This window comes from Sorangium sp. So ce131, assembly GCF_051519095.1.
In the GTDB taxonomy this organism is placed as follows: Bacteria; Myxococcota_A; Polyangia; order Polyangiales; family Polyangiaceae; genus Sorangium.
The window spans coordinates 1,754,341-1,768,049 of the sequence record NZ_CP150455.1; the positions used below are offsets into that span (position 1 = coordinate 1,754,341).

The window sequence follows — 13,709 nt, forward strand, 5'->3', positions numbered from 1 at the left end:
CGCGTCGAGGTGGCCGGCGATCGAGGGGAGCGTGGAGGCGTCATGAGAAGACACTGCGTCGAGCTTGTTTTGCTCTCTTCCCTGCTGATGGGCGCTCCCGGGTGCTCGGGGGGCGAGGAGCCTGCGGCCGCGATCGAGCCGGGCGCGCTGCGGCTGCGCTTCCCCGAGCAGGCGGCGCGGGTGGTGGAGGGCGCTCATGGCTTCCGGGAGTCCGCGGAGGGCTTCGCGCCGGGCGGAGGGCTCGCCGGGCGGGCGTCCGGCGCGCTCGGCGCCTTCCTGCCTCGCCGGATCGGCGAGGAGACGATCCGCCTGGAGCTGCCGGAGGGGCTCGCGCTGCACGTCCGCGAGTCCGGGCTGCGAGGCGAGGGCGCGCGCGAGGGGGCCGCGGTCCGCTACCCGCGCGACGGGGGCGCGTCGTTCTGGGCGGCGACGAGCGCGGGCGTCGAGGAGTGGCTGCTGGTCGAGCCGGGGGCGGCGGCGCCGGGGCGGCCGGTGGCCTCGTGGGAGGTCGACGGGGCGTCGCCGCGGCAGGAGGGCGAGTCGATCGTGTGGGACGACGCGTCCGGCGTGCCGCGGCTGATCATGAGCGCGCCGGCGGCGTTCTCCTCGTCGGGCCGGCCCGTGCGCGTCTCGCTGCGCGCGGCGGGGCGGGCCGTGGAGCTCTTCGCCGACGCCGGCGGCGACGGCGAGGCGCTGCTCATCGACCCGGAGTGGGTGGCCGCGCTGCCGATGAACCAGGCGCGAGAGAACCACACCGCGACGCTGCTGCTGGACGGCCGCGTCCTGGTCGCCGGCGGTCGCGGTACGTCCGGCGTCCTGGCCAGCGCCGAGCTCTTCCTTCCCGCGACCGGGACCTGGGTGCTGACGTCGCCGATGAGCGCCGCCCGCGCCGAGCATACGGCCACGTTGCTCCGGAGCGGCGAGGTGCTCGTGGTGGGCGGGGCGACCGCGGAGCTCTACCGCCCGGCCACGAACACCTGGAGCCCCGCCGCGCCGCCGACCGTCGGCAGGACCAGGCACACGGCGACCTTGCTCGAGGACGGCACGGTCTTCGTGACGGGCGGCCGGGTCGGGGGCGCGTCGGCGGCGAGCGCCGAGCGCTACGATCCGGTCTCGAACAGCTGGACCTCCCGTGCCCCGATGGCGCGCGCCCGGAACGATCATGCCGCCGTACGGCTGCTCGACGGGCGGGTGCTCGTCGTGGGAGGAGGGGGGGACTCCGAGGTCTACGATCCGGCGGCGGACGCCTGGTCTGCGCCGGCGCTCATGGCGGTCTCCCACGACAGGAACACGGCGACCCTGATGCCGAATGGCAAGGTGCTGGTCGTCGGCGGCGTGCAGGTGACCGACGTCCTCGGCGGCATGCGCACCTCTCCGGCCGAGGTGTACGACCCCGAGACGGACGGGTGGACGGCGCCGGGCCTGAGCTTCTTCGGCGGGATCGTGGGCCACACCGCGACGCTGCTGCCCGACGGCAAGGTCCTCCTCGCCGGTGGGCACAGCTTCTCCCTGGGCGACGGGATGCCGTTCCCCCTGCGAGAGCCGACGCTGTTCGATCCGGTGACGGGCGACGCCGCGACAGGAAGTGGCTTGACCTCGGATCGAGCGGATCACACGGCGACGCTGCTCCTGGATCAGCGGGTCCTCGTGACCGGCGGGTTCAGCCCCGCGCGGCTCGACGGCGCCATCGCCACGACGTCGATTTATGGCGTGGCGCTCGGGGCGGCGTGCGCCTCCGGATCGGACTGCACGACGGGGCACTGCGTCGACGGCGTGTGCTGCGACGCGGCTTGCGACGGCGGTGGGTGCGACGCGTGCTCGGTCGCCGCGGGCGCCTCGCAGGACGGCCGTTGCGAGGCGCTGACCGGCCCCGTCTGCGACGACGGCCAGGCGTGCACACACACCGACGTGTGCCGGGCGGGCGCGTGCGCCGGGACGCCGGTGGCCTGCGCGGCGCCCGACGTGTGCCACGAGGCGGCGTGCGAGGCCGCCACGGGGGAGTGCGTCACCACCCTGCGGCCGGACGGCGCGGCGTGTGACGACGGCGACGCCTGCACCGAGGGCGAGACGTGTGTGGCCGGCGCGTGTGTGGCCGGGGCGCCGGTCGCGTGCCCGCCGCCCGCGGCGTGCCACGCGCCGGGCGTGTGCGACGCGGCGGCGGGCCGGTGCGTCAGCGCGCCGCAGCCTGACGGGGAGGCGTGCGACGACGGCGACGCGTGCACGCGGGAGGACACGTGCCGCGCCGGCGCGTGCGAGGGCGGCAGCCCGGTCTCCTGCGCCGAGATCGACTGCCGCTATGCGGGGTCGTGTGATCCGGCCACGGGCGCGTGTGATCGCGCCGCCAAGCCGGACGGCACGCCATGCGGGGGAGGCATCTGCGTAGCGGGCGAGTGCGCGGTCGACACCGGCGGGGCAGGCGGCGAGGCGGGATCGTCGAGCGGCTCCGTCGGCGGGGGCGGGTCGACCTCGTCCGGCGGCAGCGGGTGCGGGTGTGTCGTCGGCGCGTCGCGCGCTGCGCGCGCGCCCTGGGCCGCGATGCTGCTGCTGCTCTCGCTCGCGCGGCGCCAGCGCTCGCGGGCAGCACGCCTGCACGGCGCAGCGCTCGCCTCGGTACGAGGTCCCCTCTTCAAGGGCAGGCCCTGCTCGATCGGACGAAACCCTGCTTGCCGGTGGACGAGCCCGATGGAGATGGGTCAACCGTCGATGGATCAACCCGGGTCAGGAGGTGATCCGGGCAGGGTCAGCAGGCCGAGGATGTCGGAGAGGTCTCCCCTCTGAACGCAAGGAGTCCGTATGCCGGGAGATGGTCTATTTTCTGCGGGATGGTGGCTCAGGCTGTTCTTCCGGCTCGCGGCGGTCGGTCTGCTGCTCGTGCTCGTGGGCGGGCTGCTCAAGTGGAGCCTGATGATCTTGATTGGAATAGGGCTCTGCCTGCCGTTCCCACCGGTGCTCTTGCTGGTGATCGTCGCGCGCGGTACGGCTCTGCTGGTGGATAAAATGAGAGACGGCACCGGGAGAGAGTAGGTCGCGGTCGTCCGCCACCTGCCGCGGCCGCCCATCACGATCTGCGCCCCCCCGCGCACCGCTACCGAGTCACGCCGATCGAGTCGAGGAAGGCGCCGTACTCGTCGACCTTGTTCCACGGGACCACGTCGATGCCGACGTTGAGCCGGCTCTCGTCGAACATCCGAGGGGCGAGGATCGCCTTGGTCGCGTCGAGGCCGATGATCTTGATGCCGTAGAGGATGTAGGGCACGAGGTACCCCGCATAATACTGCCGCTGGGTGTGCGTCGCCTTGATGAGCCCCTGGCGCATGTACTCGACGGTCTTCGGTTCGAAGTCGAAGGCGACGACGGGGAGCTCCGTCGCGCCCGCGGCCTCCGTGGCCATCGCGCACCGGTACGAGACGAGGCGATGCGGCGCGGCAAGCATCCGAAGGCACATTTCCCCCCGCGGGGAACGCCATCACATCGAGCTTCGTCTTGTCAAGGCCACATGAGCGCAAGCTCCGAGTCTTGGCGCCGAGACTCACACATCGATGCAATACAGGACACACCGGCCGATGCCGGTTCTCACACATCGCGATGTCTGTCCGTGGATCGCGGCTGTCAGGCCGAGAGGTGAGCGCATGCGCGAGGACGGAGGGACCCCTGAGCGCGGCGAGGAGAGGCGCCGGCGAGGCCAGGTTCGAGGCGAAGCGGCGGGACCGCTACGGCGGAGCTCGACGGGCTCACCAGCGCCTGCTGGCCGGTCTGGTCGTGGGCCTGAACAACAACGAGCGCCGACCCCGGAGAAAACCGCTTGACCCTCTCGTAGCGGCACGGTCTAGGATTCCTTCCACTTGAGAGGGCAGGCATGCTTCTGAAGATTGGCGAACTCGCCCGGCGCACCGGGCTGACCGTGCGCGCCTTGCGACACTACGACGAGATTGCCCTTCTGGTGCCGTCCGGAAGGTCCGTGGGTGGCTACCGCCTGTACGACCGGAAAGACGTCGCCCGGCTGTACCGCATCCAGGCGCTGCGGCGCCTCGACCTGTCGCTGGCTGAAATACAAGACGTGCTCGACAACGCGGCCGGCGGGCTTTCGGAGGTGGTGGCCCGGCAGGTGGCGCAACTCGACCGCGAAATCCTGAAAGCGTCCGCGCTGCGCGCCCACCTGCTCGCCGTGCAGGGTCAACTGCAGGCCAACGAAGAGCCCGGCATCGACGACTGGCTCGTGGCGCTCGAAAGCATGGTCGCGGGCTCGAAGTACTTCAGCGACGACGAACAGCGCACGCTCAAAGCGCAGCGCGACGGCTTCACCAACGCTGTGGCGCCCGAGCGCGCCGGACTGTCGGCGTGGCTGCACAAGCTGGTCGCGGCCGGCGCATCGCCCGAGAGCCCGCAGGCACAGGCTCTTGCGCGACGTTGGATCGAGCTGCTGCTCGAAGAAGCCGGTGGCGACGAAGGCCTGCTGATGAAGCTCTACGCCATGCACTGGAACGAGCCGGCGCTCCACGCGCTGACCGGCGTGGACCGCGCCGGCATCCGGTACATCTCGCATGCGATGGCCTTCGCGCGTCTCCAGCTCTACGCGCCCTACTGCAGCGCCGACGACATGGCCACGCTGCGCCAGCACTACGTTGCGCAGACCGACGCATGGCCGCCGCTCATCGCCGAGCTCCGGCGACAGATGGCGGCGGACGCGCCTGCCGATGGCGCAGCCGTGCGCGCTCTCGCGCTGCGTTGGCAGGCGCTGTCGCTGGCCAAGGCCGGCGGCGACGCCGCACTGGACGCGAAGCTGCAAGCCGCATTCCGCCACGACCCGGCCCTGCGCGCAGGCTCGGGCATCGACGCGGCGCTGGCCGACTATGTGGGGCGAGCCATCGCGCAGCTCGACGCCGCATCGACTCCCTGAATGAATTGGATCCCGAAGGCCTCACGTGAACGCAAAAACGCAGAAGAATCCTCATTTCTTTACCGGTAACTACGCGCCGCTCCGCGAGGAGCACGACATCGCGGCGCTCGAGATCGAGGGCACCCTGCCGCCCGAGCTGGAGGGAAGCCTGTACCGGGTCGGCCCGAACCCGCAGTACACGCCACGCGACGACGACTATCACTGGTTCTCCGGCGACGGCATGGTGCATGCGTTCCACATCGGCGCCGGCAAGGTGTCGTACCGCAACCGCTGGGCGCGCACGCCGAAGTGGCAGCTCGAGCACGAAGCCGGGCGCGCGCTCTTCGGCACCTTCGGAAACCCCGCCACCACCGACCCGCTGGCGCAGGGCCGCAACGGCGGCACGGCCAACACCAACATGCTTTGGCACGGCGATCGGCTGTTCGCGCTCGAAGAGTCGCACCAGCCGTTCGAAGTGGACCCCCGCACGCTGGCTTCCAAGGGGCACCAGAGCTTCGGCGGCCGCGTGACCTCGCGCTTCACCGCGCACCCCAAGATGGACCCCGAGCGCGGCGAGCTGCACTTCTTCGCGTACTCGCCCGACGGTCCTTGCTCGCCGAGCATGCTCTATGGCGTGATGGATACGCGCTGCGAGGTCACGCAGCTTCAGTCGTTCACAGCGCCGTATGCCAGCATGGTGCACGACTTCATGGTGACGCGCGGGCATGTGCTCTTTCCCGTCACGCCGCTGACGCTCAGCGTGGAGCGCGCCAGGCGCGGCAAGCCGCTGCTGGCCTGGGATGCAGGCTTGCAGACCCACGTCGGCGTGATGCAGCGCGGGAAGGCGGCCGACACGCTGCGCTGGTTCAACACCGACGCCTGCCACGTGTTCCATGTGATGAATGCCTGGGACGACGGCGACACCATCGTGGCCTACGTCATGCAGTCGGAGGCTGCGCCCGGCCTGCCCGACGCCGAGGGCCGCCCCGGCGACCCCGAGGCGATGGCCGCGCGCCTGTGCCGCTGGACCTTCCGCCTGGCGGATGGAGGCACCGGGTTCCGGCGTGACTACCTCGACGATCTCGTGGCGGAGTTTCCACGCATCGACGAGCGCTACACGGGGCGGCGCAACCGCTACGGCTTCTACACCTGCCATGCGACCTCGCGCGCGCGGGGCGACTCGGAGAGCGTGCTCTACGACAGCCTCGCCCGGTTCGACTTCGACACCGGCGAACGCAGCATTCACACGCTGCCGCACGGCGACGTGGTGTCCGAACCGGTGTTCGTGCCGCGCGCGGCGGACGCGGCCGAGGGCGACGGCTGGCTGCTCGCCGTGGCCTTTCGTGAACAGGAGAAGCGCAGCGACTTGCTCGTGTTCGATGCCATGGGCCTCGCCGCTGGACCCGTCGCGGTCGCCCGCTTGCCGCACCGCGTGCCGTTCGGGTTCCACGGCACCTGGCGGCCCCGCGTGTAACGCGGTTCGGGACGCCGTTCGCGCAGCGCCTTCCCGCGCGCCGAATCTGCACCTACATCGCCCGCCACAGGGTCTTCCGCTTTTCTGGATCAGGCGCTCGTGCGGGCGGCAGAGCTGCGGATAACGTGGAAGGATGAAGCACCATCCGCAATTCCCTCTGGTGATCGCGCTGCTCCTCGCCGCCTGCGACTCCACGCCGAGCTCCGGCGGCCACGGCGGCCACGGCGGCCACGGCGGCTCCGGGCCGGACGTGCCCTCGCCGCACTCGAGCGGCGGCGGGAGCAGCGATGGCGGCGGGGGCAACGGGGACACATCGCCCCCGCCCGGCACGCTGAGCGAGCGCTACCCGGACGACGTGGGGATCGCCGGTGACCCGGCCGTGCTCTTCCACGACGACTTCGAGCAGGGCTGGGGGCGCTGGGACGGGCCCGCCGCCGACACGCGCTACCTTCACATCGAGGCCGACGAGGCGACTGCCCACGCCGGGCAGGGCTACCTCCGCTCGACCGTGACGACCGCCGATCTCGCGGAGGAGACGTACGTCTCGTCGTCCACGTGGGTCACCCACGAGCGCGTCGACGCGATCTACTGGCGCTTTCACGTTCGGTTCCCCGAGCTCGCCCCGAACCCGCACCACTGGGTGCGCATGGCGGCGGGCACCGAGAGCTGGGACGAGAGCGGCCTCGCGAACACGGTGCCACCCGGAGACGAGGGCTTCTGGTTCGACTTCGACACGAACACCGACGACGTCTTCAACTTCTACGTCTACTGGTACAAGATGCGCTCCGGCCGCTGTAACGACGGCACCGCGACGCCGGGCTGCGCGGGTGATCAAGGCACGACCTACCACTACGGAAACGGCTTCCAGCCGCCGGGGCAAACGCCGTTCCCGCGGGACCGCTGGTTCTGCGTCGAGATGCACGCGCGCGCGAACACGGTCGGCCAGAGCGACGGCGCGCTGGCGTTCTGGATCGACGGCGCGCCGATCGGCGACTACCGCCCCGGCCACCCCGACGGCACCTGGCTCCGCGACCAGTTCCACACCGGAGGGTGCGACTTCAGCGCGTGCACGCCGCCCGCGCCGTTCGGGGGCTTCGACTTCCGCTCGAGCGCTGACGTTCGCTTCAAGAAGCTCGTGCTCGACGCCTATTATGAGCGCGACTCCGACGCGCGCCGCCGGGCGGAGATGGAAGAGCGCGGCATGACGGTCTCCGAAGCGCACACGATCCTCTACGACGACGTCGTCGTCGCGACCGAGCGCATCGGCTGCCGCCGCTGAAGCACGCGTCTCGGCCTCGGCGCGGGGCCGATCCCCAGCGCCGGGCTGAGCGACATCCTCGAGACTCAGCCATAAACTCGTTTCGAAGCACAGCACGAATACAACGCCACGCCGCGCACGTTGAGCGAAGGACGGCTGGGGTCGCCAGCATTCGCCCGGCAACAGGTGAGCGGCGGCGCGATCCTCTCGCGCCGCGACGCCCATCCCCCCGGAGATTCCAGCGGAGCGCCGTCCCCTCGTGGGTCTCTCGTGGAGACGCCAGGGGCACGCGCGCTCGGCACGACACAACAACTAGTAAACGCATCTTATTTACAAACCGTTAACAGAAGGATGTTACATCCGGACCAGTCTGGTTGAGCTCGATGGAGGCGAGTGGCTGAGCGTCCAGCGTGGCATCGCCCCCGCCTCGGGCCCGGCGATCGATCCGACCGAGCCGCCGCGGTACATGATCTCGGGGCGTGACATGGCCCGGTGGGTCCACGTGGACCTCCTGTTCCAGGCCGGCCTCCATGGCGTGCTGATCCTCCTCGGCAAGGGCATCCCGCTGAACCCGGGCAACCCGTACAACGGCGCGCTCAACAAGCAGGAAGGCTTCGCCACGCTGGGCGGGCCGAACTTCCAGGGGCTCGTCGGCGAGGTGGCCCAGCGGGCGCTCCGCGCCGCCTGGTACCAGAAGTGGCTCGTGCACCGCCGCCTCCGCCCCGAGGTCTTCGCGGAGCGCGTGGACCGCGTGCTCAACTGGGGCTTCAGCTATCCTGTCCACCAGGAGATCCTCAACTCGCTCGCCTCGGGCGCTACATCCCCCTGGGCAACGCGCTGCTCCCCATGGCCTTCCCGGAGGGCTCGCCCCTCCATCCGGCCTACCCGTCGGGGCACGCCACCGTGGCGGGGGCGACCATCACCTTGCTCAAGGCGCTGTTCGACACCAACGTGCCGTTCCCGAACCCGGTGATCCCGAATCCGTCGAACACGTCGCTGCTGGGCGGCTACGGGGGTCCGACGCTCACGGTGGAGGGCGAGCTGAACAAGCTCGCTTCCAACATCGCCCTGGGCCGCAACTTCGCCGGCGTGCACTGGCGTTCGGACGCGACGGAAGGGCTCAAGCTGGGCGAGGCGATCGCGATCGAGTACCTCAACGAGATCAAGTTCGTCATCCAGGAGCTCGCCTTCCCGGTGCTGGGCGGGGGGGCCGTCGTGGCGAGCGCGCTCGATCTGCACCCGGCGCTGTCGGTGTTCCCGATCGTGTTCTGGCTGCTCGCCGCGAGGCTCTTCCGCGGGAAGCGCGCGCCGCGGCTGGGCCCGAGCCCCGAGCTCTCGCCGCTCGGCGCGCTGCTCCGCGGCGAGCGCTCCGAGGGCTGGGTCCACGCGCGGGTCGAGCGCGCGGCCGGGGGCGCGCTCCGGCTGCGGCAGGGCGGCGCGCGGGCCGAGCTGCCGGCGACGCCGGAGGCGCTCGGCGCGGCCGGGGCGCTGCTCCCGGAGGGCCGGGGAGCGCGGCTGTTCGTGTACGTGCGGGCCGAGGAGCACGTGGGCGGCGGCGGCAGCGGCTACCGCGACGGTGCCGTCGATGCTGCCTATTCGAGCATGCAGCACTGCCTACTCGAGCATGCAGCACTGCCTACTCGAGCATGCAGGAGATTCCCTACGCGGAGCGCGGTCTTCCTGAAATTCCGATTGATTTCGATGACTTGCCCACCCGAGGACCATCCCCGCACAGCAGCCCTCATCGCCTGAGGGGCGGCAGAAAATGCAACGGCGGACGCAGCAGATATTGACTATGTCCGTTAAAACGGACAAACGTCTGCTCGTCAGCTCTGCGATGCTCCGTCAGCGACGGGGGTGGGCGTCGTGTAACGGACGCGTGATTGCTGCGCGAGAAGCAGCGGCCTTTGGCGGTCGCTGCTTGTCGTTGCGCCATAGCCGAGCAACGGACCGATCAGTCGACAGGAGATACGAGTGAGTATGAAGATAACGTCGGTGTTCAAGTCGTTCTCTGCGCTCGGGTTCGCCGCGGCCAGCGTGTGCGTGACATCGTCCGCGTTCGCCACCCAGGACACGCTCCTGGTCTGGGCGAGCGACGCCAGGCACAAGGCCGCAGACTTCCTCGCCGTGGTGGATTTTGACGCCGGGTCGCCGACCTATGGCAAGGTGCTCAAGACCGTTCCGCTGCCGTTCTCGCTCCCGACCGCGATCCCGCTCAGCACGGGCGCTATCGGAAACGAGCCGCACCACGTCGGCGTCTCTGCGGACGGCAAGACCCTGGCGGCAGGCGGTCTGCTCAGCATCCTGCGCGTCCAGAACCAGAACTTCGTGTTCGACATCCAGGATCCGCGCTCGCCCAAGTTCCTGAAGGCGAACACGCCGCCGGTGACCGCCTCGATCGCGGACGAGTACGTACCGCTCTCGCGCGGCGGCTTCCTGACCACCTTCATGGGCGGCGTCGCCGGCGAGGCCCCCGGCCGCGTGGTCGAGTACGACGGCGCGTACAACGAGGTGGGCCAGTGGCCGCTCGTGCCGCCGCTCGACGACTTCAACCCTCACGGGATCGCGATCGACGAGGCGCACAACCTGCTCCTCACGAGCGATTTCGTTTGCCCGCTGCACACCCTCGACGTGCCGACGGGCAGCAGGGTCGAGTTCCGCGGCGCGGTGCGGGTCTGGGATCTCGCGCGCCGGACCATCACCAAGAAGATCCCCGTCGGGGATCCGAGCGTCCCGGCGGGCACCATCAACGTCGAGCTGATCCCGGGCGATCCGGAGCTCCGGGCCTACGTGACGGGCGTGAACGACGGACGGCTTTACCTCGTCAAGCCGCTGGCGGGCACCGCGCCGCTCGCCATCGACTTCAACTACCTCGCGACGCCCACGGCGCCGAAGCCCTGGCCCCACCTGTTCAAGATCAACCGGGCCGGCACGCGGCTCGCGCTGACCCTGAACTTCCAGGGCAAGGACGGCAAGGTGGTGCTGCTCAACATCGAGAACCGCGAGCACCCCACCGTCCTCAGCGTGGCCGACCTCGGGCCCAACTCGGGCCCGCACTACCTCGCGTTCAGCCCGGACGAGGACAAGGTCGTGGTCGCCGACTACTTCCTGGTGCAGGACCTGTTTCCGACCGGCGTGGTCCAGGTCGACGGCGATCACAAGATCCACGTCTTCAAGACGGCGGGCGACGTGCTGACGCGCGACACGGCGTTCAACCTCGACTTCGACGACGCCATCGGCACCGGCCCGGCTCGCCCCCACGGCATCGCCATCGTGCGCCGCTGAGGATACGCCCACCTACAACGAGACATCTGAGGATAACCCATGACACGATCTTCCATCATCGCGCTCGTTGCGATCAGCGGCGCGCTCTCGGCGTGCAACGTTCAAAGCGACGCGCAAGGCGAGGAGAGCGACGTGCCGTCGCAGGTCTCGCGAACGGCTGCCGTGCGTTACAGCGGCTTCTCGGAGCCCGAGCGCGTCCTGTACGACGCGGCTCGCGATCGCTACCTGGTGTCGAACGTGAACGGCGAGACCGCCGCCAAGGACGGCAACGGGTTCATCTCCGTGCTCTCACCGGACGGCTCGATCTCGGATCTTGAATGGATCAAGGGCGGTGAGGCAGGGGTGACGCTCCACGCGCCCAAGGGGCTCGCGATCGTGGGCGGCGTCCTGTACGTGGCGGACATCGACGCCATCCGCAAGTTCGACGCCGAGACGGGCAAGGCGCTGGGCCAGATCGACGTGCCCGGGTCGACCTTTCTGAACGGGCTCACCGCGGCGGGGGACGGTCGCTTGTACCTGTCGGATTCGGGGCCGCCCCTGGGCTTCCTCGACGGTTATGGCACCGAGGCCGTCTACGTGATCGAGGGCGATGAGGTCCAGCTGCTGGCGGAGGGCCCGCTGGGCCGCCCGACGAGCCTCCAGCCGACGCAGCGTGGCGTGATCGTCGCCTCGTTCGGCGCGAGCGAGGTGTTCGAGCTCGACGAACAGGGGAAGAAGGGCAAGGTATCGCAGCTGCCCGCCGGCGGTCTGGCCGGCATCGTCAAGCACGGCCCCTGGCTGTACGCGACGAGCTGGCAGGCGTCCGCCATCTTCCGCGGCAAGCTCGGCGAGCCGTTCGAGGTCGCGGCCGGAGATCTCGCCGCGCCGAGCGACCTCGGCTACGACAGCAAACGCGGGCGGCTGCTCGTCCCGCGCTTCACGGAGAACACGGTCGACGTGCTGGAGCTCCAGTAGGCGCGCGCGGGAGTGCTGGGTGATGGCCCAGCACTCCCCTCGTCCTCGCCCGGCGCGATCAGCGCGCCGCGCCGCAGCGCAACCAGCCCAGGATGAGCGAAGCCTCCTCGGCCGTGAGCTCGAGGCCCGAGTCCGGCGGCGGCATCGAGCAGCTCAGGATATCCGAGCGAATCTTGTGTTTCCACGCGGTGACTTCTTCGTACGTGGTCAACGGCCACGGCCCGTCCTGGGTCTGGCTGTGGCACCACACGCACTTCTCTTCCAGGACCGGCGCCACGTCGGCGTAGGTCACGTCCGCAGGGCAGGTGATGGGCGAACGAGCAGAGCACGACGCCGGGTCCGTGTCGGCGCCTCCGTGCTGAGGCTCGTCCTCGAACGACTCGAGCTCTCCGCTGCAGCCGCTCACGGCGAGCGCCACGAGCAGCCAGTGGTTTATTCGGTACAACCTCATGAAATGCCATCTATCATGAAAGATAGATAAGGAAAAGCAGAATGGTTGAATGAAAAGACAAACGCATCGGAGACGCTTGCATCGAAGTCGCCGCGCCCGCGAACAGCCTGCGGGTCGCGGCTACATCCCGCTCCTGTGCCGCCTCGCGGCCGCGCTCGGCGAGCCGACCGATGTTCGCCCTGCGCTCGGCGGCGCCGCTGCTGGTGCGCGCGCTCGAGCGGGAGACACGGGGCACCTCCGGCGAGCCGGCGGTCGAGGATGGCTCGCGCCCGCCGCTCGCGCCGGCGGCGAAGCTCGCCTTCAGCCAGGCATCGCGGGACTCGCCTTCAGCCAGGCAGCGCGGGAAATGCCTACGTGAGGTTCGTGAGCGGCCCGGTGCAGTACGCCGGCGCGCCGAACCTGGTCCGGGTGTCGCCGAACAGGTTAAGGATCGAGACGAGCAGGTTGTTGTGCGGGAGGCTCGGGTACCGGACCCAGCGCCCGGTGCGCAGGCCCCCGCCGCCGCCGGCCAGCAGGAACGGCATGTTCGTCTTTCTGTGGGACGCCGGATCCGAGATCTCGGAGCCGAAGAAGACGACGCTCTCGTCGAGCAGCGAGTGCCGGCCCATGTCGACCTTCTCCATCTCCTGCAAGAGATAGAGGTGCTGCTCCGAGTACCAGGTGTAGATGAGCTCGCACTCGGCCGGCTTGTAGCCGCCCATTTCCTGGTAGAAATGGTGGTGCTCGGTCAGGTTCAGCCACGGCAACGTGTACTTCGCCTCGGTGTCGCTCCACTGCAGGGTGCCGACCGCGGTGATGTCGCAGGCGAGCGCCATCACGAGCATGTCCGTCATCAGCTTGCCCACCTTGGGGATCGCCGCGTCGGTCGAGCTGTCCACGATCGAGCCCACGTCGTCCGAGTTGAGCCCCGCGCTCGGGTTGTAGTCGGACGTGTCGACCCTCGTCGGGGGCCGGCAAGCGGCCGTCGTGCTGAGGCTCTGCTCGATCTCGCGGATCTTCGTCAGGTGCTGGTCGATCTTCTGCTTGTCGGCCGCGCCGAGGCGCGCGGAGAGGGCGGCGTAGCGCCGGTCGAGGAAGTCGAGGATCGATTGCTTCCGCGCGAGGCGACGGGCGGCGTCGTCGCTGGCGCCGGGGTCCAGCGTTCCGAAGAGAGCGGACGAGAGCAGATATTGCTGGAGCGAAGTTTTTCTGTCGCGGCGTGAGCCTGCTGCTCCCCGCGACGTGGCATGCCTCCCAGCAGGCGGTATCCTTCTGCGGCGATCCCTGCGGCTGCGGCCCGATGGGGTGACGGCCGCCACCCCATGGCGCCGAGCTTCATCCGCCCCTTGCAAGCTGGGCACTCGAGGACGTCGATCGCAAATGTGCGGCGCAAGAGCTCGGCGCGGTTTGTCGACCGCCCGATAGCCGCCAC

At 69.9% G+C, this 13,709-nt stretch carries 10 protein-coding genes and 1 pseudogene; 8 read left to right on the top strand and 3 right to left on the bottom strand.

Translation table 11 applies throughout. The annotated features are described in order from the left end of the window. Positions 1-42: 42 nt before the first annotated feature. Both WMF43_RS06350 and WMF43_RS06355 read left to right on the top strand, forming a co-directional pair. Complete coding sequence (locus tag WMF43_RS06350) at positions 43-2,778, top strand: kelch repeat-containing protein (RefSeq protein ID WP_437678242.1); 2,736 nt, start codon at positions 43-45, stop codon at positions 2,776-2,778. 15 nt (positions 2,779-2,793) lie between these two features. Continuing rightward, a complete protein-coding gene (locus WMF43_RS06355) occupies positions 2,794-3,024 on the top strand; it encodes a hypothetical protein (RefSeq protein ID WP_437678243.1) in 231 nt (76 codons plus the stop codon). A gap of 61 nt (positions 3,025-3,085) precedes the next feature. Here WMF43_RS06355 and WMF43_RS06360 read toward each other — a convergent pair whose 3' ends face one another. Then, positions 3,086-3,433 (bottom strand): hypothetical protein, encoded by a 348-nt coding sequence (locus WMF43_RS06360; protein WP_437678245.1) that lies wholly within the window; start codon positions 3,431-3,433, stop codon positions 3,086-3,088. A gap of 423 nt (positions 3,434-3,856) precedes the next feature. Here WMF43_RS06360 and WMF43_RS06365 point away from each other — a divergent pair, with 423 nt between their 5' ends. From WMF43_RS06365 to WMF43_RS06390, 6 genes are all read left to right on the top strand, one after another. Further along, complete coding sequence (locus tag WMF43_RS06365) at positions 3,857-4,897, top strand: MerR family transcriptional regulator (protein WP_437678246.1); 1,041 nt, start codon at positions 3,857-3,859, stop codon at positions 4,895-4,897. A gap of 25 nt (positions 4,898-4,922) precedes the next feature. Next, positions 4,923-6,350, top strand: a complete 1,428-nt coding sequence (locus WMF43_RS06370) for a carotenoid oxygenase family protein (protein WP_437678248.1) — start codon at positions 4,923-4,925, stop codon at positions 6,348-6,350. A gap of 133 nt (positions 6,351-6,483) precedes the next feature. Then, complete coding sequence (locus WMF43_RS06375; protein ID WP_437678250.1) at positions 6,484-7,629, top strand: hypothetical protein; 1,146 nt, start codon at positions 6,484-6,486, stop codon at positions 7,627-7,629. 825 nt (positions 7,630-8,454) lie between these two features. Next, positions 8,455-9,360: a vanadium-dependent haloperoxidase gene (locus WMF43_RS06380; protein ID WP_437678252.1), complete on the top strand. Its 906-nt coding sequence runs from the start codon at positions 8,455-8,457 to the stop codon at positions 9,358-9,360. 228 nt (positions 9,361-9,588) lie between these two features. Then, a complete protein-coding gene (locus tag WMF43_RS06385) occupies positions 9,589-10,893 on the top strand; it encodes a selenium-binding protein SBP56-related protein (protein WP_437678254.1) in 1,305 nt (434 codons plus the stop codon). A 39-nt stretch (positions 10,894-10,932) separates the two neighbouring features. Then, positions 10,933-11,847: an SMP-30/gluconolactonase/LRE family protein gene (locus tag WMF43_RS06390; RefSeq protein ID WP_437678256.1), complete on the top strand. Its 915-nt coding sequence runs from the start codon at positions 10,933-10,935 to the stop codon at positions 11,845-11,847. Between the two features lie 58 nt (positions 11,848-11,905). Here the strand turns inward: WMF43_RS06390 and WMF43_RS06395 are convergent, their stop codons facing one another. Both WMF43_RS06395 and WMF43_RS06400 read right to left on the bottom strand, forming a co-directional pair. After that, positions 11,906-12,298, bottom strand: a complete 393-nt coding sequence (locus tag WMF43_RS06395) for a hypothetical protein (RefSeq protein WP_437678257.1) — start codon at positions 12,296-12,298, stop codon at positions 11,906-11,908. Positions 12,299-12,648: 350 nt separating this feature from the next. Further along, positions 12,649-13,449: pseudogene (locus tag WMF43_RS06400) on the bottom strand (DUF1552 domain-containing protein); the annotation flags it as partial. Positions 13,450-13,709: the final 260 nt, after the last annotated feature.